Genomic DNA, 25,821 nt, shown 5'->3' on the forward strand with positions numbered 1-25,821 from the left:
GCGCCGGAGCGGTGGACCCGGAACACGGAAAGAGTGCCGTCAGGACGCGCTCACGCGCCTCCGGATCGATACTTCGAACGGGTTTCACCCGTCACCGGAGGGCGTGCCTGCGTCTTAGGCACTCACCCTTAGGTCTCCCCCCGGTCCCCGGGCGCTCAAACCTCCTTCGCGCGGGGAATCCTCGGCCACCTGCGGAAGAACCGGCGCGTGATGTGCGGCACAGGTGGGCGGAGCAGGCTCTAAAGTGGCCGGATGCCGGAGTCGCTGCCTCGTCGTCTGCCCAGGGGGCGTCATGCCCTGCCGCCCGACGAGGTGGCCAGGGTCCAGCGGGGACGGCTGTCGCTGGCGATGGCGGAGGTGATGGCGGAGAAGGGGTACGCCGCGACCTCCGTGGAGGACGTGCTCAAACGGGCCAAGGTCTCCCGGCAGAGCTTCTACACGCTCTTCGACTCCAAGATCTCCTGCTTCATGGCCACGTTCGAGTTCGCGGGCGACATGCTCATCGAGCACGTCCTCGGCGCGCTCACCGAGTCCGTCCCGGCCGAGCGGAGCACCCCGCTCGAGCGGTACGAGCACGCCGTCGAGGTCTACCTCAAGGCCCTCGAGGCCGAGTGGCCGTTCACCCGTCTGTTCCTCGTCGAGGTCTACGCCGCCGGGCCGCAGGCCATCTCCCGGCGGCGCGAGCTCCAGCAGGTGATGGCGGCCGCCATCGCCGACATGCTGGGCGTCACCACCGAGTCCGGCCGGCTGACCTGCTCCATGATCGTGGCCGCCACGAGCGCCCTGGTCACCGCCCCGGTCGCCGAGAACGACCGCGAGGCGCTGCGCGCCGTCGGCCCCGCCCTCGTCGACCACGCCCGCGACCTGATCAACGGCGGGCTCCTCGACTAGGGGCTGTTTCAAAGTCGGCGCCCGTGGCGAGCGGCGTCCAGGTGCGTGCCTGGGCGCCGCGCAGTAGGGCAGTTGACTTTGAAACAGCCCCTAGGGGGCCGGGATCAGGCCCAGGGCGATCAGGTCGTCGAGCGGTTCGGTGATGCTGCAGGTGCCGTAGGAGACGAAGGAGCCCCGGACGGCCTCGGCCTGGCGGGCGTCCAGGCCGGTCAGCAGTTCCGCCAGGCTCGGGCCCGAGCGCAGGGCGAGGATCCCGGCGACCGCGTCGGCGTCGCCGCCGTCGCGGGCGGCATGCGTGGCGGCCAGGACGTTCAGGAATCCGTGGTGCTCGAAGCCGGTGGCCGGATCGGCATGCCGGACGGCGTTGTGGAGACCGGCGGTGCACTTGAACGGCAGTCCCCTGGCGACGGCCGCGACCAGGCTCTCCGCCAGTTCGCGCTCACCGGGGAAGGCCTCGGCGACCGTCCCCCCGGTGCGGAACTTCGCCCGGTAGGGGGTCGCGGCCAGCAGGTCCAGCGCCTTCTCCGTGCCCGGGCCCCGGGGGACCTCGACCGTCCCGGTGGCTCCGGGCGGGAGGTCGCGGTCCAGGAGGGCTACCGCCGCCGCGACGTCCTCAGCGGCGAGTTCGACGCCCACGACGTCGAGCGGGGGCGGTTCCGCCGGGAGGCCCGTCCCGACGACCACGACCCGGGGACGCCGCCCGTCCGCGGCGGCGACCACCTCACCGATCCGGCCCCCCGCGATGATCAGGGGGCCGACCAGCTCGCGGTACCAGGCGTCGCGGTACTCCTCGTGCCCGGCGACGGCGTCCGGCGCGGAGGCGTTCCCCGGCGGGAACATCGCCGCGTCGTCGCACAGCCCGCGGAACAGCGGTGGAATCACTTTTCGGCCCCCTCAACGCGATCTGACCGCATCAAAACAGAAATCCTTACTGTTCCGATCGTACGGATTCGTCCCCCATGCGCGATGATCAGTAGTTGGATGTTCCCGACAGCGCTATCGATGAACGCGTAAGGAAGTTACCCGTGACGAACGAGGCACCAGGGCTCAACACGAACGTCCCTCAGACGGCGCGCATCTGGAACTACTGGCTCGGCGGCAAGGACAACTTCGACGTCGACCGCCAGGTCGGCGACGACATCCTCCAGGTCCTCCCGAACATGGTGCTGCTCGCGCGCAGCACCCGCGGGTTCCTCAAGCGCGCTGTCCACCACCTGGCCGCCGACCTGGGCGTCCGCCAGTTCCTCGACATCGGCACCGGCCTGCCGACCGCCGACAACACCCACCAGGTCGCCCAGGAGGCGGCCCCGACCTCGCGGGTCGTCTACGTCGACAACGACCCGCTGGTCCTGGCCCACGCCCGCGCGCTGCTGACCAGCTCGGACGAGGGCAAGACCGCCTACCTGCACGCCGACCTGCGCGACCCCGAGAAGATCCTCGCCGACGCCGCCGCCACCCTCGACTTCGACAAGCCGATCGCGCTGCTCCTGATGGGCATCCTCGGCCACGTCACCGACTACGACGAGGCCAGGTCGCTCGTCCAGCGGCTCATGTCGGCGCTTCCCAGCGGCAGCTACCTGATGCTCTACGACGCCACGAACGTCGTCGACCCGGCCGCCGCCGAGGCCATCGAGATCTGGAACAGGTCGGCCGAGCCGCCGTACGTCCTGCGCAGCCCGCAGCAGCTCGAAGGCTTCTTCGAGGGCCTGGAGATCCTGCCCCCCGGCATCGTCTCCTGCCCGCTGTGGCACGCTCCGTCCAGCGAGATCGGCGAGGCCGCGGAGCTCGACGAGTTCGGCGGGGTCGGCCGCAAGCCCTGACCACCGTCCGGGGTCACGCTCCCCTGACAGCACGAAAGCCGGTCCCCTCGGGGGGACCGGCTTTTCCGTGGTTCCTACGGTTGCGAACCGGGGGTCCGTGGTGTCACCGGACGCCGCGGCGGCCGTGCCAGCCGGCGACGAGGGCCACACCGACGGCGGCCAGGACGACCTGGAAGGCCAGCTCGATCCAGTCGACACCATCGGTGTCGGCCACGCCCGTGCCCCGCGCGATCGCGGTTCCGATCAGCGCGGCGACGATGCCCACGCCCACGGTCAGCAGCACACCGATCGGCTGGCGGCCCGGCAGGACCAGACGACCCAGCGCACCGATGATCGCACCGATGATGATGGCGGTGATGATTCCAGCGATGGTCATCTTTTCTTCTCCTCTGTCCTCGGGGGGTCTCGTGCGAAGCCGCTATGCCCGGTGGATCGCGGTTATCACCTCCATCCTCTGAGCGGCGCGGATCCGGGCGAGAACGGGCCGGTCAGCGGCGAGATCACGCCGGGCGGCTTTGCCCGCGGTCCCGTTTCAACACGAAAGGGGCGGGCACCACACCACAGTCCTGATGGCCGCTCCGGGGCAGACCGTGGAGGGCGTCGGGACCTGAGCCGACAAGCCTAGGAGAACGCGATCATGAGCACCGAACACACCGGCCACGTGGGGACCCCGGACCACGAGGACAGCGCTCCCGTGAACATCGTGCCGACCCCGCCGCAGGGCAGGGATTCCAAGAAGCCCGCCGGCGACACCGATGTGAAGGCCCGGGCGCAGGAGACCGCAGGCCAGGTCAAGACGGCGGCGCAGGACGGTTTCGCGACCGCCAAGGCCAAGGCCGCCGAGGTCGGCGGGCAGGCCAAGCAGGCCGTCCAGGACCCCGAGAACGCGGGCAAGGTCAAGGGCGGCGGCGCGGCGGCCGCCGGCACCGCGGCGGTGGCCGTCGTGGTGTGGGCCGTGCGCAGGCGCCGCAACCGGCCGCGGACCCGCTGGGAGAAGACCACCGACGCCACCCGCCAGGCCTGGGAGAGGGCCGCCGCCTACGGCGACGCCGCCCTCGCCAGCGACCAGGTGAACCACGCGGTCGCCACGGGCCGCAGGGCAGCGAAGAAGGCGGCGAAGCAGGCCGCGAAGCAGAGCCGCCAGGTCGCCGCCGCGGCGCCCGACGCGACTCCGCGCCGGGTCGGCGGGGCCGGCCTCCTGCTGGCCCCGGCCATCGCCGTCGCCGCCTACCTGGCGGGACGCCGTTCGGCAGCGAGCGGGTCATGACCCGGAAGGCGCGGCCGGAGGACGAGGGCACGGCCGCGCCTGAAGGCCCCACCGACCTGGCACCGCGGTCCTGGCGGGACGCGATCAGGCGGACGCTGAGCGAGTTCCAGGAGGACGGGCTCGCCGACTGGGCGGCCTCGCTCACCTATTACTCCGTTCTGTCGATCTTTCCCGCGCTGCTCGTGATCGTGTCCCTCGTCGGCCTCGGCGGGCAGTCGGTGTCCGACCAGTTCCTCGACAACGTCGGCGACCTCGCTCCCGGCGCGGTCAAGGACGTCCTCGACAACGCGCTCACCGAGCTCGGCAAGGGCAGGAGCGGCGCGGGCGTCGTCGCCCTGCTGAGCCTGGCCGGGGCCTTCTGGTCGGCCTCGGGATACGTGGGCGCGTTCATGCGCGCCTCCAACGTGGTCTACGACGTGCCCGAGGGCCGTCCGATCTGGAAGACGCTCCCCCTCCGGGTGGCGATCACCTTCGTGACGCTCGTCCTGCTGTCGGTCTCGGCCGTCGCGGTCGTGGTCTCCGGCCCGATCGCCCAGCGCGTGGGCGACCTCATCGGCCTGGGCCCGGCCGCGGTCACGACCTTCAACATCGTGAAATGGCCCATCCTGATCCTCATCGTCAGCGGCCTGATCGCCCTGCTCTACTGGGCCTCCCCCAACGCCAAGCAGGGCTTCCGCTGGGTCACCCCCGGCGGCACCCTGGCGATGGCCCTCTGGCTCGCCGCCTCCGCCGGCTTCGGCCTCTACGTCGCCAACTTCGGCTCCTACAACAAGACCTACGGCAGCCTCGCCGCCCTCATCGTCTTCCTCGTCTGGCTCTGGCTCACCAACCTGGCCATCCTCCTGGGCGCCGAACTCAACGCCGAACTAGAACGCTCCCGAGCCATCTCCGCAGGCCTCCCCCCCACCACCGAGCCCTACCTGGAACTCCGCGACACCCACACCCTCGACGACCCACCCCCCAACCCCACCCTCCCCAAGGACTCATCCTGAGCCCACCCGAGGTCAGACATGGCTCGGCGAGAACCGGTGTCAAGGCGGCTCTTCCGGTTTCATGAGGGGTTGGCTACCCTTCGTGTCACGGGGAGGGCCTGGATGGCAGCCGAAAGTCCGTACTTCTTCCTCAGCTACGCGCGAGGGCATTTCGACACCGGCAGTCACCCCCACAAGTGGATCGTCAAGTTCTTTAGGGATCTCTGCGCCGATATCGCCGAGCTGACCGGATCCCCCACCCCCGGTTACATGGACAAACAGCGGCTCGAGATCGGCACTCGATGGCCTTTCGAACTCACCGACGCCCTGGCCACCTGCAAAGTCCTCCTTCCGATCTTCTCGCCGCAGTACTTCACGAGTGACTACTGCGGCAAGGAATGGGAGATCTTCAGTCGCCGGATCACGCGTCACCCCTGGGGCGACGACCCGCCAAAGGTGATCATTCCTGTCCATTGGACGCCCATGGAGATCGAAGACCTTCCCGAAATGGTCCGGCACGTCCAGCACCGTCAGGCCGACCTGCCGCAGCATTACCAGCGGGAGGGGCTCTACGGGATCATGAGGCTGGGCAAGTACCGCGAGGCCTACAAGGAGACGGTGCTCCACCTGGCCAGGGCCATCGTGAAGGCGGCCGGCGTCGAACTCACTCCGCTGGACGAGTCCGAGCGGGTGCCTCCGCACCAGATCCCGAGCGCCTTCACCGACGTCAAGGCGTTCAAAGGCGGTCTCGATGATCGGTGAGTCCCCGTCCCGTCCGGGATCCCGGCGTGGCGTGCCACACGACAGGTTCGAGGAGCCCCCGGCTGAAGGAGGAGACATGGCCGACGAGACCGGCACGATCATCACTTTCTACTCGTACACGGGCGGCACGGGTAGAACGATGGCCGTCGCCAACGTGGCCTGGATCCTCGCCATGAACGGCAAGAAGGTCCTCGTCGTCGACTGGGATCTCGAGTCTCCGGGTCTGCACAAGTTCTTCCGGCCGTTCCTCGACGCCGACACCGTGGCGTCCACCGACGGCCTCATTGAAATGATCACTAATTACTCGTATGCGATGATCAATGGCGCGGATCCGTCGGCGCACAGAGCCCTGCTGGCCAAGCACGCCAAAGCCGAACGGCATGCGGTATCCCTCACGTTCGGTTTCCCCGACGGCGGCACTCTGGATCTTCTGACGGCGGGCCGGCAGAACCGCGACTACTCCTCGCTGATCTCGATGGACTGGGATCACTTCTACCGGGAGCTGGGCGGCGGTCAGTTCTTCGACGCTCTCGGCACCGATATGCGCGCCCATTACGACTATGTTCTGCTCGACAGCCGCACGGGTCTCAGCGATGTCGCCGACATCTGCACGATCCATCTGCCGGACGTGCTGGTCGACTGCTTCACGCTGAGCGAGCAGAGCATCGAGGGCGCGGCCAATGTGGCACGTCAGATCGACGACAGATACGAAGCGCGGGGCATCCGCATCCTGCCCGTGCCGATGCGCATCGAATACGGGGAGAACGCCAAGGTCGAGGCCGGACGTCACGCCGTCCGAAGGGCCTTCGAAGGCTTTCCGCGAGGTCTGGACCCGAAGGCCACCACCAAGTACTGGCTGGATGTGGAGATCCCCTACCGTCCGTTCTTCGCGTTCGAGGAGACCCTCGCGGCCTTCGGGGAGCCGGCCGGCTCCCCCACGTCGATCCTCGCCGCCTTCGAGCGCCTCACCTCCGTGATCACCGAAGGTGAGATCACCACCTCACCCGAGCTGGACGACAAGCTGCGCAACACGATGCTCGACCGGTTCACCCGCAAGAGCTCGGTCGCGCCGGCCGAGCTTCTCGTCGTCTACCTCTCCGACGACCGCTGCTGGGCCGACTGGGTGGAGAAGGTCCTGGAGTCCGCCCACTTCCAGGTCTCCACCCATTGCGTGGACGCCTCGAACACCGCCGAGCTCCAACACCGGATCGATGACGCGGGTCGTGCCGTGCTGATCCTTTCACCCGCGTTCGTTCGCTCGCAGAGCTCCAACGACACGATCGGCGCCCTGGTAGCCGCCCAATCCCTGGGCCTCCACCAGCGGCTCACCACGATCCGGATCTCCGAGGTGCGTCCGTCCGCGACGCACAGCCTGCCTCTCACCCTCGACCTCGCCGGGCTGGAGGAGGAGCAGGCCCTCGAGCGGCTCCTGGACGCTCTCGACCAGCCCATCATCGACGCCGAAGACCGACCGCAGGCCTCCCGGTTGGACGTGCGATTCCCCGGTGGGCGCAAATCCGACCCGATCGTGTGGAACGTGGCTCCGCGCAACGCCATCTTCACCGGCCGCGGATCGGCCCTGGAGCAGCTCCGCGACCAGCTGCTCCAGCGGGGGCAGAGCGTGGTCGTCGCCCAGGTCGTGCCCCAGGCGCTGTACGGGCTCGGCGGTGTCGGCAAGACCCATGTGGCCCTGGAGTACGCGCACCGCTTCCGCACGGACTACGACGTGGTGTGGTGGATCAGCGCGGAGTACAAGGACCGCGTCAACTCCTCGCTCGCGGAGCTGGCCGGGAAGCTCGGGATGGCGGTCGGCGAGAGCGTGGCCGAGGCGGCGGCCGCGGCCCGTGACGCACTGCGCCGGGGCGATCCGCATCCTCGCTGGCTGCTCATCTATGACAACGCCGATGATCCCGCCGAGCTGAAGGACGACCTGCCGGAGAACGGCCATGTCCTCATCACCTCCCGGAACCAGGCGTGGTCGCACGTGGCGGCTCCGCTGGAGATCGACGTCTTCACGCTCGAGGAGAGCACCGCCCACCTCGAGCGGAAGGTCCCGAGGATCAACAAGGTCGAGGCGAAGGAGCTCGGTGAAGCGCTGGGATTCCTGCCGCTCGCGGTCGAGCAGGCCGGTGCCTGGCTGGTGAGCACCGGTATGCCCGCCCGGGACTATCTCGCCCTGCTGGAGGAGCAGACCGGGCAGGCTCTCGAGCTGGCTCCCGAGGGTTTCCCCGTGGTCGTCGCCAAGACGTGGTCCCTGTCCTTCAAGCGCCTGAGCGAGAGTTCCCCTGCGGCGATCCGCATGCTCCAGCTCTGCGCGTTCTTCGCTCCCGAGCCCATCTCGACGAAGATGATCTACAGCGACGAGATGGCCCGGCTGCTCAGCCACTATGACTCGACCCTGCGGGAGAAGCAGATGGTCGCCAAGGTGGTGCAGGAGCTCAACAGGTTCGCTCTCGCCAAGGTCAGCTACGGCGACAACACGATGCAGGTACACCGGCTCGTCCAAGCGGTCGTCAGCGCCCAGATGTCGGCAGAGGAACGCGCCACGGCCTGCCATGACGTCCATCGCATTCTCTGGGGGGCCAAACCCGCGCAGGAGGGCACGGACATGCCGACGGACGACCCGGCGAACTGGCCGGTGTTCGAGCAGATCCTGCCGCACCTCAACCCGTCACGAGCCGCCGAATGCCCCGAGGACGAGACCCGGCAGCTCCTCACCGACCTGGTGCGCTACCTGTGGAAACGCGGCGAGTTCATCCGCGCCCTGGAGCTTGGTGAAGCACTGTCGGCTCGCTGGCTGGAGACCTTCAGCGCCGATGACCAGCAGCTTCTCTACATGCGTTTCCAGATGAACAACGCGCTGCGCTCGCTCGGCAAGTTCGAGGCCGCTTATGCCGGTGACCACGAGGTCTACACCAAGCAGCGGGAGCTGCCGGACATCGGCCCCGACCATTCCCACACCCTGATGACGGCGGGGGGACTCGGTGCCGATCTCAACGGGCTCGGCCGCTTCCGCGAGGCCATGGAGCTGTACAAGGAGACCTACGACAGGCAGAAGGCCAACTTCGGCGAGGACCACCCGCTCACGCTGAGCGCGGCCAACAACGTCGCGGTCACCTTCCGCCTGCTCGGCCGCTACACCGACGCCCTGGCCATGGACGGCGACACCCTCACCCGCCGCCGCGCGGTCCTGGGCGAGAAGCACCCCCTGACGCTCTTCTCCGCCGAGAACCTCGGCCGCGACCTGCGCGACTGCGGGCGCTACCGCGAGTCGGTCGAGGAACTGCGCCGCGCTCACGCCCTCTTCGCGGAGGTGCTCAAGACCACGAACGCCACCGAGACACTGCGGACCGCCAAGAGCCTCGCGGTGTCCCTCCGCCGCCTCGGCCACTACCAGGACTCCAAGGCGCTGATGGAGGAGACGCTCAGGGGCTATCTGCAGCACTTCCCCAGCACACCGGAGCGTCCGTCGACCGAGCTCGCGCTGGCGAGCTGCCATGCCGCCCTCGGCGACGACCAGACGGCGAAGACCATGGCCCAGGCCATTCACGACTCCCAGCTCGACGATCTCGGCGCGGATCACCCGTTCACCCTCGTGACCGGCGCCAATCTCGTGGCGTTCCTGCGCGGGATCGGCGATCTGGAGGCCGCGGCCGACCTCGGGAGCCGGACGCTCACGGCGCTCCGCTCCAAGCTCGGTCCCGACCATCCCTACACACTGGCCTGTGCGGTCAACGTGGCCAACACCCTCGCCGATCAGGGTCAGCCGCAAGCCGCCGCCGACCTGGAACGGGAGACCCTGCGCCTGTTCAGGGACGTGCTGCCCCCCGATCATCCCGACACGCTCGCCTGCCAGGCGAACCTGTCGATCTCCCTGCGCCAGAGCGGCAAAGCCACGGAGTCGAACGATCTCCGCAACCGGACCGTCGACTCCCTGCGCCTCATCCTCGGCGAGGATCACCCACTGGTCGCCGACGCCAGAGCCCATCGCCGGATCGACGGAGAGATCGAGTTCCAGCCCCTGTGACCGTGCGCCAGCCCGGAGATGATGTCCGGCATGATGTTGAGCGCGCCGAAGTGCCCGCGCCCGGGCTGGATCACCACATGGCTGCCCGGGATGCGCGCACCGAGATTCCGGGCGTGACCGACGGGTGACAGATGGTCATCGGCCCCGTGCCATACGAGGGTCGGGACCCTGATGTCGGCCTGGTCGAAGCCCCAGGGTGCGACGAAGGCCAGCAGATCGTCGATCCAGCCGTCGGTCGACTGCCGGATGCCCTCGGTCCAGCTGCTGATGAGCAGGCTGCGGATGCCCGCGTCGTCGATCACCCTGCGATCCGATTCGGTGAGTTCGGCATAGAGTTCACGGACCAGCAGGTTCGGATCCCTCTGGAAGCGCTCGGCCTCGAGGCGGGCCATCACCGCTCTCGCTCCGCGCCTGGCCGCATGGTAGGCGCGCCGGTTGAACCCGGTCATCTGCTCCGACCATTCGCCGATGGAGTCGTCGGCGGTCTCGGCCAGTCCCACCAGGACGGCCACCCGGGTGACGCGGTCCGGCAGGAGCGCCGCACACGCCAGCGCGTGCGGCCCACCGCCCGAGCGGCCGAGCACCGCGAACCGGTCCAGGTGCAACGCGTCGGCGAGATCCGCGACGTCGGCGGCCACGTCGACGACCCGGCGTCCCGGCTGACGATCCGAACCTCCGTAGCCGGGCCGATCGAAGGCGATCAGCCGGACTCCCATCTTGTAGAGCACACTCGAACGCGGACAGGGGCCGAGCCTGCTTCCCGGAGTTCCGTGCAACAAGAGAACCGGTCTCCCGTCAGGCCTCCCGAACTCCGCGACGGCCAGTCGCCTGCCGTCACGGACCCTGACGATCGCTGTCAAAGACATTCTCCCGTCGGAGTCGGCAGCCGTCTCCAGGATGTCTCACGATCGCGGCCGGGGGAAGACGCCGAATGCTCACTGCGCTCCATCCGCGATCTTCATGAGGGTTACCATTACACGTGTAGCAGATGGAAGGCCAAGCCGGGGAGGTGCCAGGTGGCGCTCTCGAGACGTCCGCTGGGGCAGCTCGAAGCCGAGGTGCTCGCCGCGGTGGCGGCGGGCGGTCCGATCAGCGCAGCGGACGTGGTCGCGCGGATCCCGGGCGAACCGGCCTACACGACGATCAACACGATCCTCTTCCGGCTGCACGACAAGGGGATGCTCGCCCGTGTCCGGGACGGCCGCCAGTTCCTCTACCGGACGGCCGTCGACGAGGCCAGGGTGGTCGCCGACCGGATGCACGACCATCTGCGCCACGCCAGCGACTCGGGCAGCGTCCTGAACAGGTTCGTCCAGTCGCTGAGCCCGGAGGAGGAGCTGGAGCTGCGGCGGATCCTCGCCGAACGGGGTGCCGCGCCGTGATCTGGCTGACGTTCCTGCCCGCCGGGATCACCCTGGCGCTCGGCGTCCTGCTCGGCCGGGTCGGGCTGCCGCTGCACCCGGTCTGGACGGCGCGGGTGCTGTGCACCGTGGCCGCGATGACGGTCCCCGCGGCCGCCGGCACCCTCGGCTTCGTCGCGGTGAACTTCTGGGCGACCCTGGAGCCCGCCGCGGCCGGCCGGATGCCGGAATGGGCGCTGTTCGGCGACGACGAGCCCGTGCCGGTGCCGCTCGGGGTGGCGGCGATCGTGCTGCTGGTGGCCGGTCTCTGCGTGACGCTCCGGCTCGCGTCGCGGTGGGTGGCCGAGGTCAGGTCGGCCCAGGATCTCGCGCAGAGCCTGCTGGAGTCGGACGTGCCGATGGCGGTGTCGGTGCCGGGACGCCGCGGCGGGGTGCTGGCCTCGCGCGGGCTGTACCAGGTCCTCGGAGCGGCCGAGCTCGAGGTCGTCTTCCACCATGAGGCCTCGCATCTGCGCCACGGCCACCACCGCTACCTGGCGGCGGGCTCGCTCGCGGCCGGGCTGCTGCCGCCGCTGCGCCGCCTCAACGGGCGGATGCGGTTCTCGCTGGAGCGCTGGGCCGACGAGGACGCCGCCGAGGCCGTGGCCGACCGGGAGCTCGTCGCCCTGACCATCGCCAGGGTCGCCCTCCTGCAGCCATCGGGCGAGCCGGGGCCGCTGCCCGCGTTCGCCGACTCCGGCATCCTGCGCCGGGTCGAGGCGCTGATGGCCCGCGCACCGGGCCGCAACCCGGTGACGGGCCCCGTCAGCCTGCTGGGCACGGGCCTGGTGACCGGCGCGCTGGCGCTCACCGCGCTCCAGATCGACCACGCCTTCACCCACGCCTTCCTCTGACCGGCGGGGCCCTCCGGGACGGTCAGACGTTGACGCCGTAGTCCGAGGCGATGCCCGACAGGCCCGAGGCGTAGCCCTGGCCGACGGCGCGGAACTTCCACTCGGCGCCGTGCCGGTACAGCTCGCCGAAGACCATCGCGGTCTCGGTGGAGGCGTCCTCGGTGAGGTCGTAGCGGGCGATCTCGGCGCCGCCCGCCTGGTTGACGACCCGGATGAAGGCGTTGCGGACCTGGCCGAAGCTCTGGGAGCGGTTGACGGCGTCGTAGATCGACACCGGGAAGACGATCTTCACGACCTCCGCGGGGACGTTCGCCAGGTCGACCTTGATCGCCTCGTCGTCGCCGTCGCCCTCACCGGTGAGGTTGTCGCCGGTGTGCTCGACCGAGCCGTCGGGGCTCTTGAGGTTGTTGAAGAACACGAAGTGCGCGTCGCTGACGACCTTCCCCGCCTCGGTGCACAGCAGCGCGCTGGCGTCGAGGTCGAAGTCGGTGCCCGTCGTGCTGCGGGCGTCCCAGCCGAGGCCGACCAGGACCGCGGTCAGGCCCGGCGCCTCCTTGGACAGTGAGACGTTGCCGCCCTTGGCAAGGCTGACTCCCATGAACCCCTCCTCCGTGCGGACGGCCCGCCGTTCGGGCCGTCGCCTTCGAACCTACTGTCATGACCTACCCGAAGGCCGGATTGACCTCCGCGGCCTTGTCGTCGGCCTGCGCCCAGACGGTGCCGGGCGCGAAGACCGTGCCCCGGACGGCCTCGGCGGTGTACTTGGCCCGGACGACCCGGGTCATCTTCCGTCCGCCGTCCCCGTCGTGGGCGACGGCTCCGGTGACGATCAGCAGGACCGAGCCGTAGCGGGGCAGCCGGGTCCGCTGGACGAGCTGGAGGATCCTGACCGCGTCGGTCCTGGCGAGGCCGGGGGCGGCGGGATCGCCCGCCAGGCTCGTCACGGTCCAGCCGATGATGATCTGGTACTGGGCGAACTTGCGCCGCTGGACCCGCACGCCCGGCGTGCCGTGCCGCGCCGGATCGCTGATCTCGGTGGTGATCGCGGAGGCGAGGCCCGGCATCGTCTGGACGGGCCCCGTCGGCACCGGCGGGCTCGTCGCGGGCCGCTCGGTGGTCTCCGGGAGGCCGGGGGCCGTGACCACCGGGTCGGGCGAGGGCGTCAGCACCGTTTCCGGGCCCGCTTGCGCGGGATCGGCGCCCGCGCCCTCGACCCGGCCGCCGGAGCAGCCCGCCTGCGCCAGGCAGGCCAGGGCCAGGACGGTCGCGGTGACGACGATGCGCATGGAAATGGGTCCCCCTGTCGCTATTACGCCTGTAGTTTACGGACGGCCCGAGGTGCGCGAGCCGCAATGGATGAGAATGCCGGAATTACAGGTGTCGTAGCGCTTCTGGTAGCCTCCCGGCTCGTCGGCAGCCGTGCCGCGGTACGTGGATCGGAGTGCGGAGAGATGGCTCAGAGGTCGCGTGGTTCCGCGGTGGTGCGGGCCGTCAAGCGCAGGAGCGAACACCTCGCGGAGGCCCTCAGGCCCGCCCGCGGGCAGAACGACGCCGATCATCCGGCCGACCGGATCGGGGCCCGGCTGGTCGTCTCGCCGGTCTTCGTGGTGTCGGCGTCCGCGCGGGCCACGGAGGCGCTGGCCGAGCGGCTCGGCGCGCACCCCGAGATCGTCGCCCCGAAGGGCCTGCGGCTGGAGACGCTCAGCGTCGAGCCGAACCGGGACTACTCCGAGGCGATCATGGGCGCGCTCGGCCTCGACCGGGAGGAACTCGACCACCTCCTGTGGGACCGGGTCCTGCACCACGAGCTGGTCCGCTCCGGCCGGAGCGTGATCGTCGACACCAGCCCGGCCAACGCCCTGATCTGGCGGCGCATCCTGCGCGCGTGGCCGTCGGCGCGGTTCGTCTTCGTCACCGACGACGCGACCGGTGATCCCGCCGTCCAGGCCGCGCTGCACGAGGCCATGGGCGAGCTGAACGGCGTCGAGGTCTCGCACAAGGCGCTGACCGCGGACCCCGGCGAGGAGATCCGCCGCGTCCTGGCCCATCTCGGCCTCGCCTAAGGCATTCGCCCCTCCCCCGGCCCCGTGGAACGCACCCGGGGCCGTTTGCGTTGCACCGTTAGCCGGTTTCGGGGCGATTTGTCCGCTCCACCCGGATTATTACAGGTGTAGTTTTGTTGCGGACGCAAGCGGACGACGAGAGGGAGATCATGGCGATCACGCTGACCAAGGAAGACGGAGCCGCGGACCTGAACGGCATCACCCACCTGGTCGTGGGTGTGGCCTGGGACCCGTCGGCGGGGTCCAGCGGGGGCCTGCTGGGCATCGCGCGGCGCAAGAAGGGCGTGGACCTCGATCTGATCGCGGTGCTGATGCAGGGCGCCGAGCCGGTCCGGTTCGCCGGGCTCGACTCCCTCGACCCGCTCGGGAACGGCTCGGTCAAGCACTCCGGCGACGAGCAGACCGGCGCCGCGTCGGGCGACGACGAGACGGTCCAGGTCACCTTCTCCGAGATCCCGACCGCGATCACCTCCATCGTCTTCATCGCCAGCGCCTTCAAGCGCGGCAGCTCCTTCGACAAGGCCAACAACGTCTCGTTCAAGATCTACGACGCCACCGGCGGGAGCAGCAGCCAGGTGGCCGACATCTGGCCGTCGCTGCTGGGCTCCGACAACGCCAACGCCATCTGCCGTGCCTTCCGCAACGGCTCGCAGTGGCAGCTCGAGGTGCTGAACCGGTCCGGGAAGATCAAGCAGGGCGACCGTCAGGCCCTGATCAGGTTCGCGGTCCAGTAGCGCTAGCGCAGGACGATCAGCGGGACCGGGTCCTCGCGGTTCCAGCCCGGCGGGACCGCGGCCAGGGCGTCGGCGAGGGCCGCCCCGTTCAGGAACGCCGCCCCGTGCCCGCCCAGGACGCGGGCGGCGGCGCCCGCCCAGACGACCGGCAGCAGCCGGGTGCGGCCCGGCGTGACCGGGACCTCGCCGGTCAGCGGGAGCATCGGCAGCGCAGGGAGGCCGCGCCCCGCGAGCCCGGCCAGGAGCGGGGCCAGCAGGGTGTGGGCGGCGACCAGCGCGGCGTAGGGGTTGCCGGGCAGGCCCAGCAGCAGGCGCCCGTCCGGGAGCTCGGCGAGCAGCTGCGGATGCCCGGGACGGCAGGCCACCGTGTCGACGATCCAGCGGGCTTCGTGGTCGTGCAGCAGCCGGCGGAGCGCGTCGGTCGTGCCGACCGAGGTCGATCCCGTCACCACGATCACCTGGGCCTCGCCCGCTCCCTCGACGGCCTCCGCGAGCGCGTTCCCGGGGGCGTCCTCGACCTCGTGCACGCTGAGCGGCTCCCCGCCGAGCCCGGTGACCAGCGACGGAAGCGACGGCCCCAGGGCGTCCCTGATCCGGCCGGGACCGGGTTCCCCCGCCCGGACCAGCTCGTCGCCCGTCACCAGCAGCCGCACTCCGGGCCGCGGCCGGACGCGCAGAGTGTCGTGGCCGCAGGTCGCGGCCAGGCCCAGCAGGGCGGGGCCCGCGGGAGTGCCCGGCGGCGCCAGGACCGTCCCGGCCGCCGCGTCCTCTCCCAGCCGCCGGATGTGCCCGCCGGGCCTGGGGTCCGGGCCGGTCAGCAGGTCCCCGGCGCGTTCGGCGACCTCGACGGGCAGCACGGAGTCCGCACCCGGCGGCACGCAGGCCCCGGTGGAGATCGCGACGGCCTCGCCGGGGCGGAGCGGGCCGCCCGTCCAGACCGTCCCCGCCCTGACCGTCCCGCGGATCCGCCAGGGTCCGGGGCCCGCGACGCCGAAGCCGTCCATGGCCGAGGTGTCGAAGGCGGGCAGCGCCGTCCGGGTGACGAGCTCCCGGGCCAGGGTCAGCCCGGCGGCCAGGTCCAGGGGCAGGTCGACGGCCCCGAGCGGCCGCGCGGCGGCGTGGGCGAGGTGCCGGGCGCGCTGCCACGGCACGCCCCGGACATCGGACGGCGGTCCACCCACGGATGTCATGGGGGCCATCCTGCCCGCCGCGCCCCCGGCACCGCGCGGCCGGGTCAGCACTGCCAGACGCCGGCGCCGTCGGGGGCGCTCAGCAGGCGCCAGGCGCGCAGGGCGATCAGGTGGTCGAGCATCCGGTCGGGGTCGTGCAGCTCGGGACCGAAGATCTCTTCCAGCCGCCGGATCCGGTAGCGGACGGTCTGGGCGTGGACGTGCAGGCGGTCGGCGACGGCGCCCGTGCTGTAGCCGCATTCGAAGTAGGCCAGCAGGGTCTGCATGAAGACGGCGCGCTTGCCGCGCGGCTGGCCCGCCAGCGGGGCGAGCGTCCGCTCGGTCAGCCGCCGGAACAGGTCGGGATCGCTCATGATCATGAGATCGGGAACGTGGTCGATCGCCCGGACCGGGAAGTGCTCGCCGGGGGAGCCGGGCGCGAGCAGGTCGAGCGTGCGGCGGGCGAGCCGCAGGGAGACCTCCGCCCTGCCGGTGCCGACCGTGGGGCCGATCGCCGAGGGGCGCCCCTCCAGCATCCGGCGGAGGGACGCGGGCCGCCCGGGGCCCTCGGGATCGGGCACGACGAGGAAGCGGCCGGCCGGATGGAGGAGCACGTCGGCGGGCCAGTGGAGCGCGGACGCCGCCGGGGACTCCTTCAGGGCGATCACCGCGAGGCCCCTGGGCAGCCGCCAGCGGGCCCGGTCGGCGGCGAGGGCGAGCTGGACGCCGTCGGGGTCCGGCTGGAGCAGCAGGTCCAGCAGCGGCCGCACGTGGGAGGGCGGCTCGTCGTCGACGGTGGCGAGATATCCGGCCGTCGTCGCCTCCTTCAGGCCGGCGATGAGATCGAGCGCCCGCCGCATCAGGAGCCCGTTGGCCTGCGGGTCGGCGAGGGCGCCCGAGCGGGTCAGATGCCGGGTGAGCAGGTCGAAGGCCGTCCCCGTGGCGGCCTGCTGGGCGGTGCGGACCTCCGCCAGCGGGACGCCCTGACCGGCGCAGCGCGCGCCCATCCGCTGGAAGACGTCCTCGACATGGCGCTCGGAGAGCATCGCCGGGTCGAGGAAGAGGTCCATCGCCTGGCGGAGCGCGTGGCGCAGGCCGCGGAGGGGTGCTCCGTCCGCCGCCGTGGCGTCGTCGACCGCGGCGGCGATGATGCCGGGCACGGCCGCGCGCAGGGCGTCCGCCGCGAGCGGGGCCCGGGATCCGATGAGCGTTTCGGTCACGGCTGATGCCACCTCCGGTGGGCTGATGCGCCTAGGGCAACCGACACCAATGTCGGTTATTGAGACCTACTATGCGAAGGCCGCCGCGGGGCGTCAAGGGCCCCACGGCGGCCGGAGGAGACACATCTCGTTCAGCGTCTCGGGGCGAGGCCCTCCCACAGGAGCCACATCGTGGCCTCGACCAGGGTGGACCGCGGGACGTCCGGCTTCCGCATCCGCCACTGGGCCACCCCGTCGAGACCACTGATGATCAGCTCCACCATCGCCTCGGTCGCCATCCCGGTCGGGTCCGCGCCGATCCACTCGACGTCGGAGGCGAGCAGGGCCGTCACCGCGCTCAGCCGGGCGTCGCGGATCCCCTGCCGGACCGTGCTGACCTCGGGATCGTCGTCATCGGTGCGGTCGAACAGCAGATGCCTGGCGGCGGGCTTGTTCTCGGCGAAGCTGAAGTAGGCGTCTATCGTGCTCGCCATCCTCTCGCGCGGGGTCCCCGCGCTCATGATCCGGACCCCGATGTACTCGATCAGGGCCGCGTTCTGCTCGTGCATCACCGCCAGGAGCAGCACCCTCTTGGAGGGGAAGTGGTCGTACATCACCGTCCGGGCGACGCCGGCGGCCTTGGCGATCTCGCCCAGCGACGACGCGTGGTAGCCCTTCGCCGCGAAAACCTCCACCGCGGCCGCAGTGATCAACGCCCGGCGTTCCGGGGCCCGCATCCGGGTCTTGGGTCCTGGGTCTGTCACCTGTTCCGTCCCTCTGTGCTACCGTCGCGCCTACCGACATCATTGTCGGTTACATTACTCGCTGGTTGGAGTCGATCATGCATCGTCGGCACCTGTCGATCGGGATCGTCGGAAGCGGTTTCAGCGGGCTCGGGCTCGCCATCGAGCTCATGAAGGCCGGTTTCCGCGACATCACCCTCCTGGAGAAGGCCGGCCGGCTCGGCGGAGTCTGGCGCGACAACACCTACCCCGGTGCGGCCTGCGACGCACCGTCCCATCTGTACTCCTACTCCTTCGCCCCGAATCCCGGCTGGAGCCGGCGGTTCGCCGAGCAGCCCGAGATCCTCGCCTATCTGGAGGACTGCGCCGACGCCCACGGTGTTCACGAGCGGATCCGGTTCGACAGCGAGGTCGAGAGCGCCGAGTTCGCCGAGGCGACCGGCACGTGGACCGTCCGGCTGACCGACGGCACCCGCCTCGGGTTCGACCTGCTCGTCAGCGCCTGCGGCCAGCTCTCCAACCCCGCCGTCCCCGGCCTTCCCGGCGCGGAGTCCTTCACCGGCCCGTTCTTCCACTCCGCCCGCTGGGACCACGGGACGGACTTCACCGGCCGGCGTGTCGCCGTCGTCGGCAACGGCGCCAGCGCGGTCCAGTTCGTCCCCATCATCGCCCCCAGCACCAGCCGCCTGACCGTCTTCCAGCTCGAACCGCACTGGATCAGCCCCAAACCCGATCGCGTCTACCCCGCCTGGCGCAAGGCGCTCAACCGCCGGTTCCCCGCGATCCAGAAACTCTCCCGCCTCGGCATCTTCCTGTGGTTCGAGCTGCTCCTCAACCCCGCGCTGATCGCCCCGGCCGGGCGCAGGGCCCTCTCGGTCCACATCCGGGCCCTGTGCCGGTACGCCCTGCGCACCGTCACCGATCCCGCCCTCCGGCGGCGCCTGACCCCCGCCTACGAGCCCGGCTGCAAGCGCATCCTCACCTCCGACGACTACTACACCGCGCTCAACGGGCCCGGCGTGAGCGTCGTCGACTCGGCGATCACCGAGGTGACCGCCGACGGGGTCCGCACCGCCGACGGCCACAACCATCCGGCCGACGTCATCATCCTCGCCACCGGCTTCCGCTCCCAGGACTTCATGGCGCCCATGCGGGTGACCGGCGCGCACGGCCTCGACCTGAACTCCGCCTGGAAGGACGGCGCCCGTGCCTTCCTGGGCCTGGCCGTCTCCGGCTTCCCCAACTTCTTCCTCATGTACGGGCCGAACACCAATGTCGGCTCGGGCTCGATCGTCCACATGCTGGAGAGCCAGATCGCCTACATCGTCCAGGCGGCCCGGCTGCTGGCCTCGGGCGTCACGGTGATGGACCTGCGCGAGGACGTCCTGGAGGGCTTCGACGCCGCCGCCCAGCGGCGCCTGTCCACGACCGTGTGGAACCAGGGCGGCTGCGACAGCTGGTACCTCGACGAGCGGCGCCGCAACACCAGCAACTGGCCGGGCTCCATGACCGCCTACCGCCGGGCCACCCGGCGGCTCGACCCGGTGCACTACCGCCTCGTCCGGTAGACCGGCCCGCCGCGATTTTGGGTCGGCGGATTCGGGGAACTCCGGACGCCATGAAGGTCATGAGCGCCTGTGCCGCGGCCGGGCTGATGGTCGCCCTGACGGGCTGCGGCGGCGACGGAAGGCCCGGCGGAGATCACTGGAGGGCCGGTGACGGCGGGCGGACCGTCGTCATCACCGAGAACGGGGTCCGGCTGCGCGGAGTCTCCGGCGACCGGATCACGGTCGACGGCCGGGTGGCGGCCCGCTGGTCCCCGGGTTCCTCGACCCTCGACCTGCGCTGCCCGGAGAACGGCGCCGCGTGCGACCCGATGCCGGTCGTGAGCGTCCCGGCGGGCACCGCGGTGACGGTCACGGCCCGCAACGCGGGAATCGAGGCGAGCGGGCTGACGGGCTCCCTCGACCTCACGACCGTCAACGGCGACGTCGTGGTGGCGGGCCCCGGCGATGACGGGGCACCCCTCAGGCTGGCCACCCAGAACGGTTCCGTGCGGGTCGCCTCCCAGCGCGCGGCCTCCGTCGAGGCGCTGACCACCAACGGCGACGTCGTCCTGGGCTGCGCCACCGCGCCCGCCCGGGTCACCGCCACCACCGTCAACGGCTCCGTCCGCCTCACCCTCCCGCCGGCCGCCCCGCCCTACGCCGTCACCGCCGCGACCGAGCACGGCCGGACCAGCGTCACCGTCCCCACCTCCCCCTCCGCGGACCGTCACCTCACCCTGCGCACCACCAACGGCGACCTGACGGCCCTGTCCGGCTGATCCGGGAACGGGACGCCCTCATCCGGCGGCCGCTCCCTGGTCTCGGCTGCCGGGCCGTTCCCTCTCGGCGGGGCCTGACCCTGCGCGGGGCGAAGCTTGCCCGGCCGTTTACGCCGGGGACGGTCGCCTCGCACGCCTCCGGGAAGAACAGCGGATATCGCATCGGGTGGGGGGAGAGGCATGGCAACGATGCTCAAGGCCGAATCGGTGGGTCCCGTGGACGTCGCCGTGGTCGAGCTCGGCGGGGACGGCGTCGACCAGGAGGTCGCCGCGGCGATCCTCGATCTGCGCGACACCGGGACGGTGAAGGTCATCGACATCAGTTTCGTCGCCAAGTCGGCGGACGGCACGGTGACGATCACCGAGGTGACCGAGTCGAACGTCGCCGAGGTCTACCGCGGCCTCGTCGACGACGAGCTCGACCTCCTCAACGCCGAGGATCTGGAGCTGGTGGGGGCCGAACTCCCGCCCGGCTCGACGGCCATGGTGATGGTCTGGGAGAACACCTGGGCGTCCCGGCTCAGCGCCGCCCTGCGGAGGTCGGGCAGTCGGGTGCGGATGCTCGAACGCGTTCCCCGCCCGGTCGTGCAGGAGGCCATCGGCGCTCTCGAGGAGGACAAGTGATCAGAGGGGGCAGGGTCGGGCGTCCCGGCCTGATCGGAACGATGGCGCGGACGGCCGTCATCACCGGCACCGCCACGGCGGTCCAGGGCGGGATGCGCAACCGCGCCGCCCGCCGGTCGGCCGAGCAGGACCAGTACGCCTACCAGCAGGAACAGCAGATGGCCGACCGGATCAGCAGCCAGGTCCAGGCCCAGCAGCAGGTGCAGCAGCAGGCCGCGCCCGCCGCCGCGGCCCCCGACCGGGTCCAGCAGCTCCGCGACCTCGCCCAGCTCAAGGCGGACGGCGTGCTGACCGACGAGGAGTTCGCCGCGGAGAAGGCCCGCGTCCTCGCCACCTGATCGATCAGCCGATCCGCCGGCACCGGAAAGGGCCGCCCCGGATGATCCGGGGCGGCCCTTTCGGTTACAGGTACATGCCGATGCGGTCGCGGTCGGGGACGGCGTGCGGTCCGGCCTCGTCACCGATCGCGCGCATCCCCCCGAAGCGATCGGCCAGCTCGTCGTCGAGATCGTCGGCGAGGCCGGTCATGAGACTCAGGGCGATCATGAGGTGCTCCGGCTGGAACGGCCGGGCGAGCACCGGGCAGGACGCCCAGATCGTCCGGTCGGTGCAGTAGACGCGGCCGATCAGCATCCGCCGGGTGATCGCGCCGAGCGCCTCGTGCAGTTCCGGGTCGAAACCGACGTCCCGGACCAGCGGCGAGATCAGGTCGATCAGCGGCGGCTCGTCCAGGACCCGCAGGTAGACGATCGCCGACCCCGAGCCCACGCTCAGATCGGCCAGGGCGGCGGGGGCCGTCGCGAGCCCGTTGGCCGCCGCCCAGGCCGTGGTGATCGCCACGGCCTCGGCGTGGAGGCACTCGGGTTCGTCCGGGACCGCTGCCCCCACCTCAGGAACCGGACGGGCGGCCGGGCCGCGGCGTGGGGCGCTCCTGACGGTCCCCCAGCGGCGACGGGTCGGCGTCGGCCTGGAAGTAGGTCGCCTGCGCGCCGGCCTGGAAGGCCTCGGGAGCGTGCTGCTGGTTCAGCGCGGCCTGGAGGGCCTGCTGGTGCGCGAGCGCCGCGTGGTGGAGCTGTGGCTGGTAGGCGGCCTGAAGCGGCTGCTGCTGGGCGAGCGCCGCCTGCAGGACCTGCTGCTGGGCCACGGCCGCCTGCTGGAACTGCGGCTGCTGCGCCGCCTGCGCCTGGTAGGCCGGGACCGGCTGCTGGGCCAGCGCCGCCTGCAGAATCTGCTGCTGCTGCTGCGCGACCGCCGCCTGGTAGGGCTGCGGCTGGTAGGCCGCCTGGTAGGCCTGCGGCTGGTACGCGGCCTGGTAGGCCTGCGGCTGGTAAGCCGCCTGGTAGGCGGGGACCGGCTGCTGGGCCAGCGCCGCCTGCAGAACCTGCTGCTGCGCGACCGCCGCCTGGTAGGCCTGCTGCTGATAGGCCGCCTGGACGGCCTGCTGCTGCGCCATCGCCGCCTGAAGGACCTGCTGCTGCGCCTGGGCGGCCTGGAGCGCCTGCGCCTGCGGGTCGGCCGCGGCCTGAAGCGGCTGCTGCTGCTGCTCCTGCCCGCGTCGCTCCGGCCCCTGCGGGGTGGTGCCCTTCGCGGTGGTGTTCGGCATGACCGTCTCCCTGCGTGTGATGGATGAGTGACTCCGAGTGATGCACTCGTCGCCCATCGTAAGCACACTTGCCGACAAGTCTGTTAATAGGGGTGCATAGAAGGCATAAGCAATCCGAGCGCAACCCTTGCCGGAGCTTTCCGCTCCCGGCACGGCCGGGGCCCGGGGTCCGGGGTACGACACTTGCCATGCCTTCCTGGAAGCCGCTGAGGCGCGCCGCGTTCGTCGGAGCGCTCTCCGCCGCCCTACCTCTGCTCGGCGCGCCGGCGTACGCGGCTCCGGGTACCGTCGCGCCCGACCGTCCGACGCTCCGCCTCGGCGACTACCGGGCCGAGGTGCGCACCGTCCAGCGGCGCCTGCGCGACCTCCACTACGACCCCGGTGCGGTCGACGGCCTGTTCACCGAGGACCTGCGGGCCGCGCTGTGGGCGTTCAAGAAGATCAACCGCCTTCCCGTGACGACGGTCGTCGACGCACGGACCTGGACGGCGCTCGCCTCGCCCCGCAGGCCTCCGGCGTTCCGCCCCGAGGGCGGCGGGAACCGGGTGGAGATCAGCCTGCGCCGCCAGGTCCTGACCGTCTTCCGCGGGAACCGCCCGGCCTTCATCACCCATGTCTCGACGGGCTCCCGGCGCGCTTACTGCGAACGCGGCGGCTGCGGCAGCGCCATCACCCCGCGCGGCTCCTTCCGGGTCTACCGGAAGATCCACAAGTGGCATGTGGGCCCGCTGGGGGCGATGTACAAGCCGATCTACTTCCACGGCGGCATCGCGATGCACGGCTCGGTGCGGGTTCCCCGCAGGCCCGCCTCGCACGGCTGCGTCCGCGTCCCCCTCACCCAGGCCGCGAAGCTCTACCGCATGGTCCCGAAGGGCGCCCGCGTCTACGTGCGCTGAGCGACCGGAAGCTCCGCGTGGACGGTCCAGCCGCCGTCCGGGGCGGGCCTCCCCGCCACGGTGCCGTGCAGGCGGGCGGCGCGTTCGGCGAGCCCGGCGAGGCCCACGTGGCCGTTCGGCAGCGGGCTCTCGCGCACCAGCGGAGCGCGGCCGTTGGTGACGTCGAGGACCAGCCGGCCGGGCTCGCGGCGCAGCACCACCCGGACGGCCGCGCCCGGCGCGTGCTTGAGCGTGTTGGTGAGCGACTCCTGGACGATCCGGAACCCGAGCCGGTCGACGTCCTCGGGCAGATCCCCCAGCTCACCGTCCAGGACGAGCTCCGCCGGCATCCCCGCCTCCGCCAGCCGCCGGACCATGGCGGGCACCGAGGCGAGCGACAGCAGCTCCGCCGCGGCGGAGCCCTCGGCCCGTCCGCCCAGCGTGAAGACGATCTGCCGCAGTTCGGCGAGGGCCTGCCGGGCCAGTCTCCCGATCCGCTCCGCCCCCTGACGCCCGCCGTCCTCCGCCGTGACCGCCAGCATCCCCGCGTGGACCGCGATCAGGCTGAGCTCGTGGCCGAGGGAGTCGTGCAGTTCGAGGGCGAGGCGCCGCCGGTCATCGGCCCTGGCCCGGTCGAGCGCGGCCTCCCGCTCGATCCGCCGGGTGAGCTCCCGCTGCCGCTGGAGTTCGGTGCCGGCCCGCGCGGAGAACCCGACCGCGACGGGCGCGATCGAGGCGAGCAGGGACCCGGCGATCCGCGGCAGATGCTCCAGATCCCACTCGCGGGCCGTCCAGGGGTCGAAGCACAGCAGGATCGCGATCGCCAGCGCCGCCCACAGCACCGGACCCCGCCGCCGATGGTGCGCCACAGCGGCGACGGAGAAGAAGTAGACGATGACGACGGCCATGTCGAGGCGCGGATCGGCGGCGTCGGCGAGCACCGCCACGGCCAGGACCGCCACGGGGAACCGGTGCCGCAACGGCAGTGCCAGCGCCGCCAGCGCCACCCCTCCCGACCCCGGTCCCGGGTCCACGAACAGCGCCAGCACGACCGCGAGACCGGTGATGCTGACGTCCAGGACGACGATCCACGGACCGGGCTCCTCATGGTCCCTGAGCAGCGCTTCCCTGTACCGGCCCATCCACCGCACGCTAGGCCGCACCACCACCGCGACGCCCCGCGCCCCGTCCCCCTTACGGAGCCTTTCCCGGTGGCTGCCGCCCCTTGAACAACGCTCCGGGCCGCCGGATCACGGCGCCGCGGCCGCCGCGGCGAGGGTCAGCGCGCCGACGAGCGCCGCCCGCGGCCCCAGCACGGAGGCGCGGACCTGGACGCGGTCGCTGATCGCGGGCTGGGCGAAGCGGCGCAGCGACTCGCGGACGCCCTCCAGCAGGGGGTCCCCCGCGCTGGCCAGCTCGCCGCCGATGACGAGCATCGCGGGGTCCAGGGCGTTGCACAGATCGGACAGGACCCGGCCCAGCGTGCGGCCGGCGTCGGCGACGATGCGGGCCACGACCGGATGGCCGATCAGAGCGCTCAGCGACAGGTCCGCGGGCCGTTCGGCCTCGGGCAGCCCCGCCGCGACGAGCTGCCGCCACACCTCGCCGATCGAGACGACCGACTCCAGGCAGCCGCGCTGCCCGCACCGGCACTGGTTCCCGCCCTCCTGGACGAGCGTGTGCCCGATCTCCCCCGACGCCCCGTAGGCCCCGGTGTACCGCCGTCCCGCGAGGATCAGCCCGGCCCCGATCCCGTGCGACGCCTTCACGTAGATCAGGTCGGACACGTTCTGCCCGGCCCCGTGCGTGTGCTCGGCCAGCGCCGCCAGTTCGGCGTCGTTCGCGATGGCGACCTCCCCGCCGAGCCGGCCCGCCAGCTCCTCCCGCGGGCTGATCCCGGCCCAGCCGGCGAGGATGGTGGCCGACTGGATCCTGCCGGTCGCCTGGTTGATCGGCCCGGGGATCCCCGCCGCGGTCCTCCGCACCGACCCGGACGGCACGCCCGCCCGCTCCAGCAGGGCGGAGACCAGGATCGCGGCCTGGTCGAGCGCGTTGCCCGCCGAGGCGTCCACGTCGAGCGGCACCGAGTCCTCGGCGACGATCTCCAGCCCGGTCGTGGCGAGCGCCGCCGAGATGTGGGTGTGCCCGAAGTCGATGCCGACGAGATGACCCGGCGGCCTGCTCGGCGACAGCCGCGACGACGGCCGGCCGCGCCCCTCGTGGTCGGCGGACTCCCTCTCCTGCACGAGCCCCTCGGCCAGCAGGCCCCGGACGATCCCCGCCACCGTGCTCGGTGCGAGGCCGGTCCTGCGGCTCAGTTCCTGGCGGGTGGCGGGAAAGGACTCGTTCAGCGCGTCGAGGAGCATCCGCCTGCTGCGCTCGAGCCGCTGGTTCGGTGTGGGGGGCACCCGCCGATCCTAGCGAATTTGAATGTTAAACACACTAATTATTTCCTATTAAGAGTGTTGACCGGAGACTTTTCGGACCTCTACC

At 71.3% G+C, this 25,821-nt stretch carries 27 protein-coding genes; 15 read left to right on the forward strand and 12 right to left on the reverse strand.

The genetic code is table 11. The annotated features are described in order from the left end of the window. The first annotated feature begins 252 nt into the window (after positions 1-252). Positions 253-891, forward strand: a complete 639-nt coding sequence (locus ABD785_RS07080; RefSeq protein ID WP_344823506.1) for a TetR/AcrR family transcriptional regulator — start codon at positions 253-255, stop codon at positions 889-891. Positions 892-981: 90 nt separating this feature from the next. On the opposite strand, the gene ABD785_RS07085 is transcribed toward ABD785_RS07080, so the two are convergent. Then, complete coding sequence (locus tag ABD785_RS07085) at positions 982-1,773, reverse strand: hypothetical protein (RefSeq protein WP_344823508.1); 792 nt, start codon at positions 1,771-1,773, stop codon at positions 982-984. Positions 1,774-1,916: 143 nt separating this feature from the next. Here ABD785_RS07085 and ABD785_RS07090 point away from each other — a divergent pair, with 143 nt between their 5' ends. Next, positions 1,917-2,711, forward strand: coding sequence for an SAM-dependent methyltransferase (locus ABD785_RS07090; protein WP_344823511.1), 795 nt, complete (start codon positions 1,917-1,919; stop codon positions 2,709-2,711). Positions 2,712-2,814: 103 nt separating this feature from the next. Here the strand turns inward: ABD785_RS07090 and ABD785_RS07095 are convergent, their stop codons facing one another. Then, entirely contained in the window at positions 2,815-3,087 is a 273-nt protein-coding gene (locus ABD785_RS07095; RefSeq protein WP_344823514.1) for a GlsB/YeaQ/YmgE family stress response membrane protein, read from the reverse strand. A 261-nt stretch (positions 3,088-3,348) separates the two neighbouring features. On the opposite strand from ABD785_RS07095, the gene ABD785_RS07100 reads away from it, so the two are divergent. The 4 genes from ABD785_RS07100 to fxsT all read left to right on the forward strand — a co-directional run bounded on the left by ABD785_RS07100 (position 3,349) and on the right by fxsT (position 9,738). Continuing rightward, positions 3,349-3,978, forward strand: coding sequence for a hypothetical protein (locus ABD785_RS07100; RefSeq protein WP_344823517.1), 630 nt, complete (start codon positions 3,349-3,351; stop codon positions 3,976-3,978). After that, complete coding sequence (locus ABD785_RS07105) at positions 3,975-4,970, forward strand: YihY/virulence factor BrkB family protein (RefSeq protein ID WP_344823520.1); 996 nt, start codon at positions 3,975-3,977, stop codon at positions 4,968-4,970. Before ABD785_RS07100 ends, ABD785_RS07105 begins: the two co-directional genes overlap by 4 nt. A gap of 102 nt (positions 4,971-5,072) precedes the next feature. Continuing rightward, positions 5,073-5,711 carry a TIR-like protein FxsC gene (locus ABD785_RS07110; RefSeq protein WP_344823523.1) on the forward strand — a complete coding sequence of 213 codons (639 nt, stop codon included), beginning with the start codon at positions 5,073-5,075 and terminating at the stop codon, positions 5,709-5,711. A gap of 76 nt (positions 5,712-5,787) precedes the next feature. Then, positions 5,788-9,738 (forward strand): FxSxx-COOH system tetratricopeptide repeat protein, encoded by a 3,951-nt coding sequence (gene fxsT / locus ABD785_RS07115; protein WP_344823525.1) that lies wholly within the window; start codon positions 5,788-5,790, stop codon positions 9,736-9,738. On the opposite strand, the gene ABD785_RS07120 is transcribed toward fxsT, so the two are convergent. Further along, positions 9,669-10,604 carry an alpha/beta fold hydrolase gene (locus tag ABD785_RS07120; protein WP_344823528.1) on the reverse strand — a complete coding sequence of 312 codons (936 nt, stop codon included), beginning with the start codon at positions 10,602-10,604 and terminating at the stop codon, positions 9,669-9,671. The two genes, fxsT and ABD785_RS07120, sit on opposite strands and share 70 nt — an antisense overlap. Positions 10,605-10,754: 150 nt before the next feature. On the opposite strand from ABD785_RS07120, the gene ABD785_RS07125 reads away from it, so the two are divergent. Continuing rightward, positions 10,755-11,120: a BlaI/MecI/CopY family transcriptional regulator gene (locus ABD785_RS07125; protein ID WP_344823531.1), complete on the forward strand. Its 366-nt coding sequence runs from the start codon at positions 10,755-10,757 to the stop codon at positions 11,118-11,120. Then, on the forward strand, positions 11,117-11,992 hold the full coding sequence (locus ABD785_RS07130) for a M48 family metalloprotease (RefSeq protein WP_344823534.1): 876 nt from the start codon (positions 11,117-11,119) through the stop codon (positions 11,990-11,992). Before ABD785_RS07125 ends, ABD785_RS07130 begins: the two co-directional genes overlap by 4 nt. A gap of 22 nt (positions 11,993-12,014) precedes the next feature. On the opposite strand, the gene ABD785_RS07135 is transcribed toward ABD785_RS07130, so the two are convergent. Next, the gene (locus ABD785_RS07135; protein WP_344823536.1) at positions 12,015-12,590 is read right to left on the reverse strand and encodes a TerD family protein; all 576 of its coding nucleotides are present in this window, start codon (positions 12,588-12,590) and stop codon (positions 12,015-12,017) included. Positions 12,591-12,654: 64 nt separating this feature from the next. Continuing rightward, on the reverse strand, positions 12,655-13,278 hold the full coding sequence (locus ABD785_RS07140; protein ID WP_344823539.1) for a hypothetical protein: 624 nt from the start codon (positions 13,276-13,278) through the stop codon (positions 12,655-12,657). Between the two features lie 165 nt (positions 13,279-13,443). Here ABD785_RS07140 and ABD785_RS07145 point away from each other — a divergent pair, with 165 nt between their 5' ends. Both ABD785_RS07145 and ABD785_RS07150 read left to right on the forward strand, forming a co-directional pair. Further along, positions 13,444-14,055: a hypothetical protein gene (locus ABD785_RS07145; RefSeq protein ID WP_344823542.1), complete on the forward strand. Its 612-nt coding sequence runs from the start codon at positions 13,444-13,446 to the stop codon at positions 14,053-14,055. Between the two features lie 149 nt (positions 14,056-14,204). Beyond that, positions 14,205-14,789: a TerD family protein gene (locus ABD785_RS07150; protein WP_344823545.1), complete on the forward strand. Its 585-nt coding sequence runs from the start codon at positions 14,205-14,207 to the stop codon at positions 14,787-14,789. A 2-nt stretch (positions 14,790-14,791) separates the two neighbouring features. Here ABD785_RS07150 and ABD785_RS07155 read toward each other — a convergent pair whose 3' ends face one another. From ABD785_RS07155 to ABD785_RS07165, 3 genes are all read right to left on the reverse strand, one after another. Further along, a complete protein-coding gene (locus tag ABD785_RS07155; RefSeq protein ID WP_344823548.1) occupies positions 14,792-15,979 on the reverse strand; it encodes a molybdopterin molybdotransferase MoeA in 1,188 nt (395 codons plus the stop codon). Between the two features lie 44 nt (positions 15,980-16,023). After that, on the reverse strand, positions 16,024-17,178 hold the full coding sequence (locus tag ABD785_RS07160; RefSeq protein WP_344823551.1) for a PucR family transcriptional regulator: 1,155 nt from the start codon (positions 17,176-17,178) through the stop codon (positions 16,024-16,026). A 131-nt stretch (positions 17,179-17,309) separates the two neighbouring features. Beyond that, a complete protein-coding gene (locus ABD785_RS07165) occupies positions 17,310-17,921 on the reverse strand; it encodes a TetR/AcrR family transcriptional regulator (protein ID WP_344823553.1) in 612 nt (203 codons plus the stop codon). 77 nt (positions 17,922-17,998) lie between these two features. Between ABD785_RS07165 and ABD785_RS07170 the strand changes: the two genes are divergently transcribed. From ABD785_RS07170 to ABD785_RS07185, 4 genes are all read left to right on the forward strand, one after another. Next, positions 17,999-19,468 carry a flavin-containing monooxygenase gene (locus ABD785_RS07170; protein ID WP_344823556.1) on the forward strand — a complete coding sequence of 490 codons (1,470 nt, stop codon included), beginning with the start codon at positions 17,999-18,001 and terminating at the stop codon, positions 19,466-19,468. 50 nt (positions 19,469-19,518) lie between these two features. Continuing rightward, entirely contained in the window at positions 19,519-20,226 is a 708-nt protein-coding gene (locus tag ABD785_RS07175) for a DUF4097 family beta strand repeat-containing protein (protein ID WP_344823559.1), read from the forward strand. Between the two features lie 180 nt (positions 20,227-20,406). Continuing rightward, positions 20,407-20,850 (forward strand): DUF6325 family protein, encoded by a 444-nt coding sequence (locus ABD785_RS07180; RefSeq protein WP_344823562.1) that lies wholly within the window; start codon positions 20,407-20,409, stop codon positions 20,848-20,850. Beyond that, positions 20,847-21,188, forward strand: coding sequence for an SHOCT domain-containing protein (locus tag ABD785_RS07185; protein ID WP_344823565.1), 342 nt, complete (start codon positions 20,847-20,849; stop codon positions 21,186-21,188). Before ABD785_RS07180 ends, ABD785_RS07185 begins: the two co-directional genes overlap by 4 nt. Positions 21,189-21,252: 64 nt before the next feature. On the opposite strand, the gene ABD785_RS07190 is transcribed toward ABD785_RS07185, so the two are convergent. Both ABD785_RS07190 and ABD785_RS07195 read right to left on the reverse strand, forming a co-directional pair. Next, entirely contained in the window at positions 21,253-21,738 is a 486-nt protein-coding gene (locus ABD785_RS07190; RefSeq protein ID WP_344823568.1) for a T3SS (YopN, CesT) and YbjN peptide-binding chaperone 1, read from the reverse strand. A gap of 1 nt (position 21,739) precedes the next feature. Continuing rightward, entirely contained in the window at positions 21,740-22,453 is a 714-nt protein-coding gene (locus ABD785_RS07195) for a hypothetical protein (protein WP_344823571.1), read from the reverse strand. A gap of 188 nt (positions 22,454-22,641) precedes the next feature. On the opposite strand from ABD785_RS07195, the gene ABD785_RS07200 reads away from it, so the two are divergent. After that, positions 22,642-23,349, forward strand: coding sequence for a L,D-transpeptidase family protein (locus ABD785_RS07200; RefSeq protein ID WP_344823573.1), 708 nt, complete (start codon positions 22,642-22,644; stop codon positions 23,347-23,349). Here the strand turns inward: ABD785_RS07200 and ABD785_RS07205 are convergent. Together ABD785_RS07205 and ABD785_RS07210 are read right to left on the reverse strand one after the other, a co-directional pair. After that, on the reverse strand, positions 23,337-24,470 hold the full coding sequence (locus tag ABD785_RS07205; protein WP_344823576.1) for a sensor histidine kinase: 1,134 nt from the start codon (positions 24,468-24,470) through the stop codon (positions 23,337-23,339). The two genes, ABD785_RS07200 and ABD785_RS07205, sit on opposite strands and share 13 nt — an antisense overlap. A gap of 108 nt (positions 24,471-24,578) precedes the next feature. Then, positions 24,579-25,736 (reverse strand): ROK family transcriptional regulator, encoded by a 1,158-nt coding sequence (locus ABD785_RS07210; RefSeq protein ID WP_344823579.1) that lies wholly within the window; start codon positions 25,734-25,736, stop codon positions 24,579-24,581. Positions 25,737-25,821 lie beyond the last annotated feature (85 nt).

The sequence above is a fragment of the Actinocorallia longicatena genome (assembly GCF_039534125.1).
Lineage (GTDB): Bacteria > Actinomycetota > Actinomycetes > Streptosporangiales > Streptosporangiaceae > Actinocorallia > Actinocorallia longicatena.

What these genes read in the sequence shown, in the direction of transcription:
- ABD785_RS07175 (WP_344823559.1), top strand. Translation starts at nt 19,519, where the DNA reads ATGAAGGTCATGAGCGCCTGTGCCGCGGCCGGGCTGATGGTCGCCCTG.
- ABD785_RS07140 (WP_344823539.1), bottom strand. Translation starts at nt 13,278, where the DNA reads ATGCGCATCGTCGTCACCGCGACCGTCCTGGCCCTGGCCTGCCTGGCG.
- fxsT (WP_344823525.1), top strand. Translation starts at nt 5,788, where the DNA reads ATGGCCGACGAGACCGGCACGATCATCACTTTCTACTCGTACACGGGC.
- ABD785_RS07195 (WP_344823571.1), bottom strand. Translation starts at nt 22,453, where the DNA reads ATGCCGAACACCACCGCGAAGGGCACCACCCCGCAGGGGCCGGAGCGA.
- ABD785_RS07105 (WP_344823520.1), top strand. Translation starts at nt 3,975, where the DNA reads ATGACCCGGAAGGCGCGGCCGGAGGACGAGGGCACGGCCGCGCCTGAA.
- ABD785_RS07120 (WP_344823528.1), bottom strand. Translation starts at nt 10,604, where the DNA reads ATGTCTTTGACAGCGATCGTCAGGGTCCGTGACGGCAGGCGACTGGCC.
- ABD785_RS07205 (WP_344823576.1), bottom strand. Translation starts at nt 24,470, where the DNA reads ATGGGCCGGTACAGGGAAGCGCTGCTCAGGGACCATGAGGAGCCCGGT.
- ABD785_RS07180 (WP_344823562.1), top strand. Translation starts at nt 20,407, where the DNA reads ATGGCAACGATGCTCAAGGCCGAATCGGTGGGTCCCGTGGACGTCGCC.
- ABD785_RS07110 (WP_344823523.1), top strand. Translation starts at nt 5,073, where the DNA reads ATGGCAGCCGAAAGTCCGTACTTCTTCCTCAGCTACGCGCGAGGGCAT.
- ABD785_RS07095 (WP_344823514.1), bottom strand. Translation starts at nt 3,087, where the DNA reads ATGACCATCGCTGGAATCATCACCGCCATCATCATCGGTGCGATCATC.
- ABD785_RS07135 (WP_344823536.1), bottom strand. Translation starts at nt 12,590, where the DNA reads ATGGGAGTCAGCCTTGCCAAGGGCGGCAACGTCTCACTGTCCAAGGAG.
- ABD785_RS07150 (WP_344823545.1), top strand. Translation starts at nt 14,205, where the DNA reads ATGGCGATCACGCTGACCAAGGAAGACGGAGCCGCGGACCTGAACGGC.
- ABD785_RS07170 (WP_344823556.1), top strand. Translation starts at nt 17,999, where the DNA reads ATGCATCGTCGGCACCTGTCGATCGGGATCGTCGGAAGCGGTTTCAGC.
- ABD785_RS07200 (WP_344823573.1), top strand. Translation starts at nt 22,642, where the DNA reads ATGCCTTCCTGGAAGCCGCTGAGGCGCGCCGCGTTCGTCGGAGCGCTC.
- ABD785_RS07100 (WP_344823517.1), top strand. Translation starts at nt 3,349, where the DNA reads ATGAGCACCGAACACACCGGCCACGTGGGGACCCCGGACCACGAGGAC.
- ABD785_RS07080 (WP_344823506.1), top strand. Translation starts at nt 253, where the DNA reads ATGCCGGAGTCGCTGCCTCGTCGTCTGCCCAGGGGGCGTCATGCCCTG.
- ABD785_RS07155 (WP_344823548.1), bottom strand. Translation starts at nt 15,979, where the DNA reads ATGACATCCGTGGGTGGACCGCCGTCCGATGTCCGGGGCGTGCCGTGG.
- ABD785_RS07145 (WP_344823542.1), top strand. Translation starts at nt 13,444, where the DNA reads ATGGCTCAGAGGTCGCGTGGTTCCGCGGTGGTGCGGGCCGTCAAGCGC.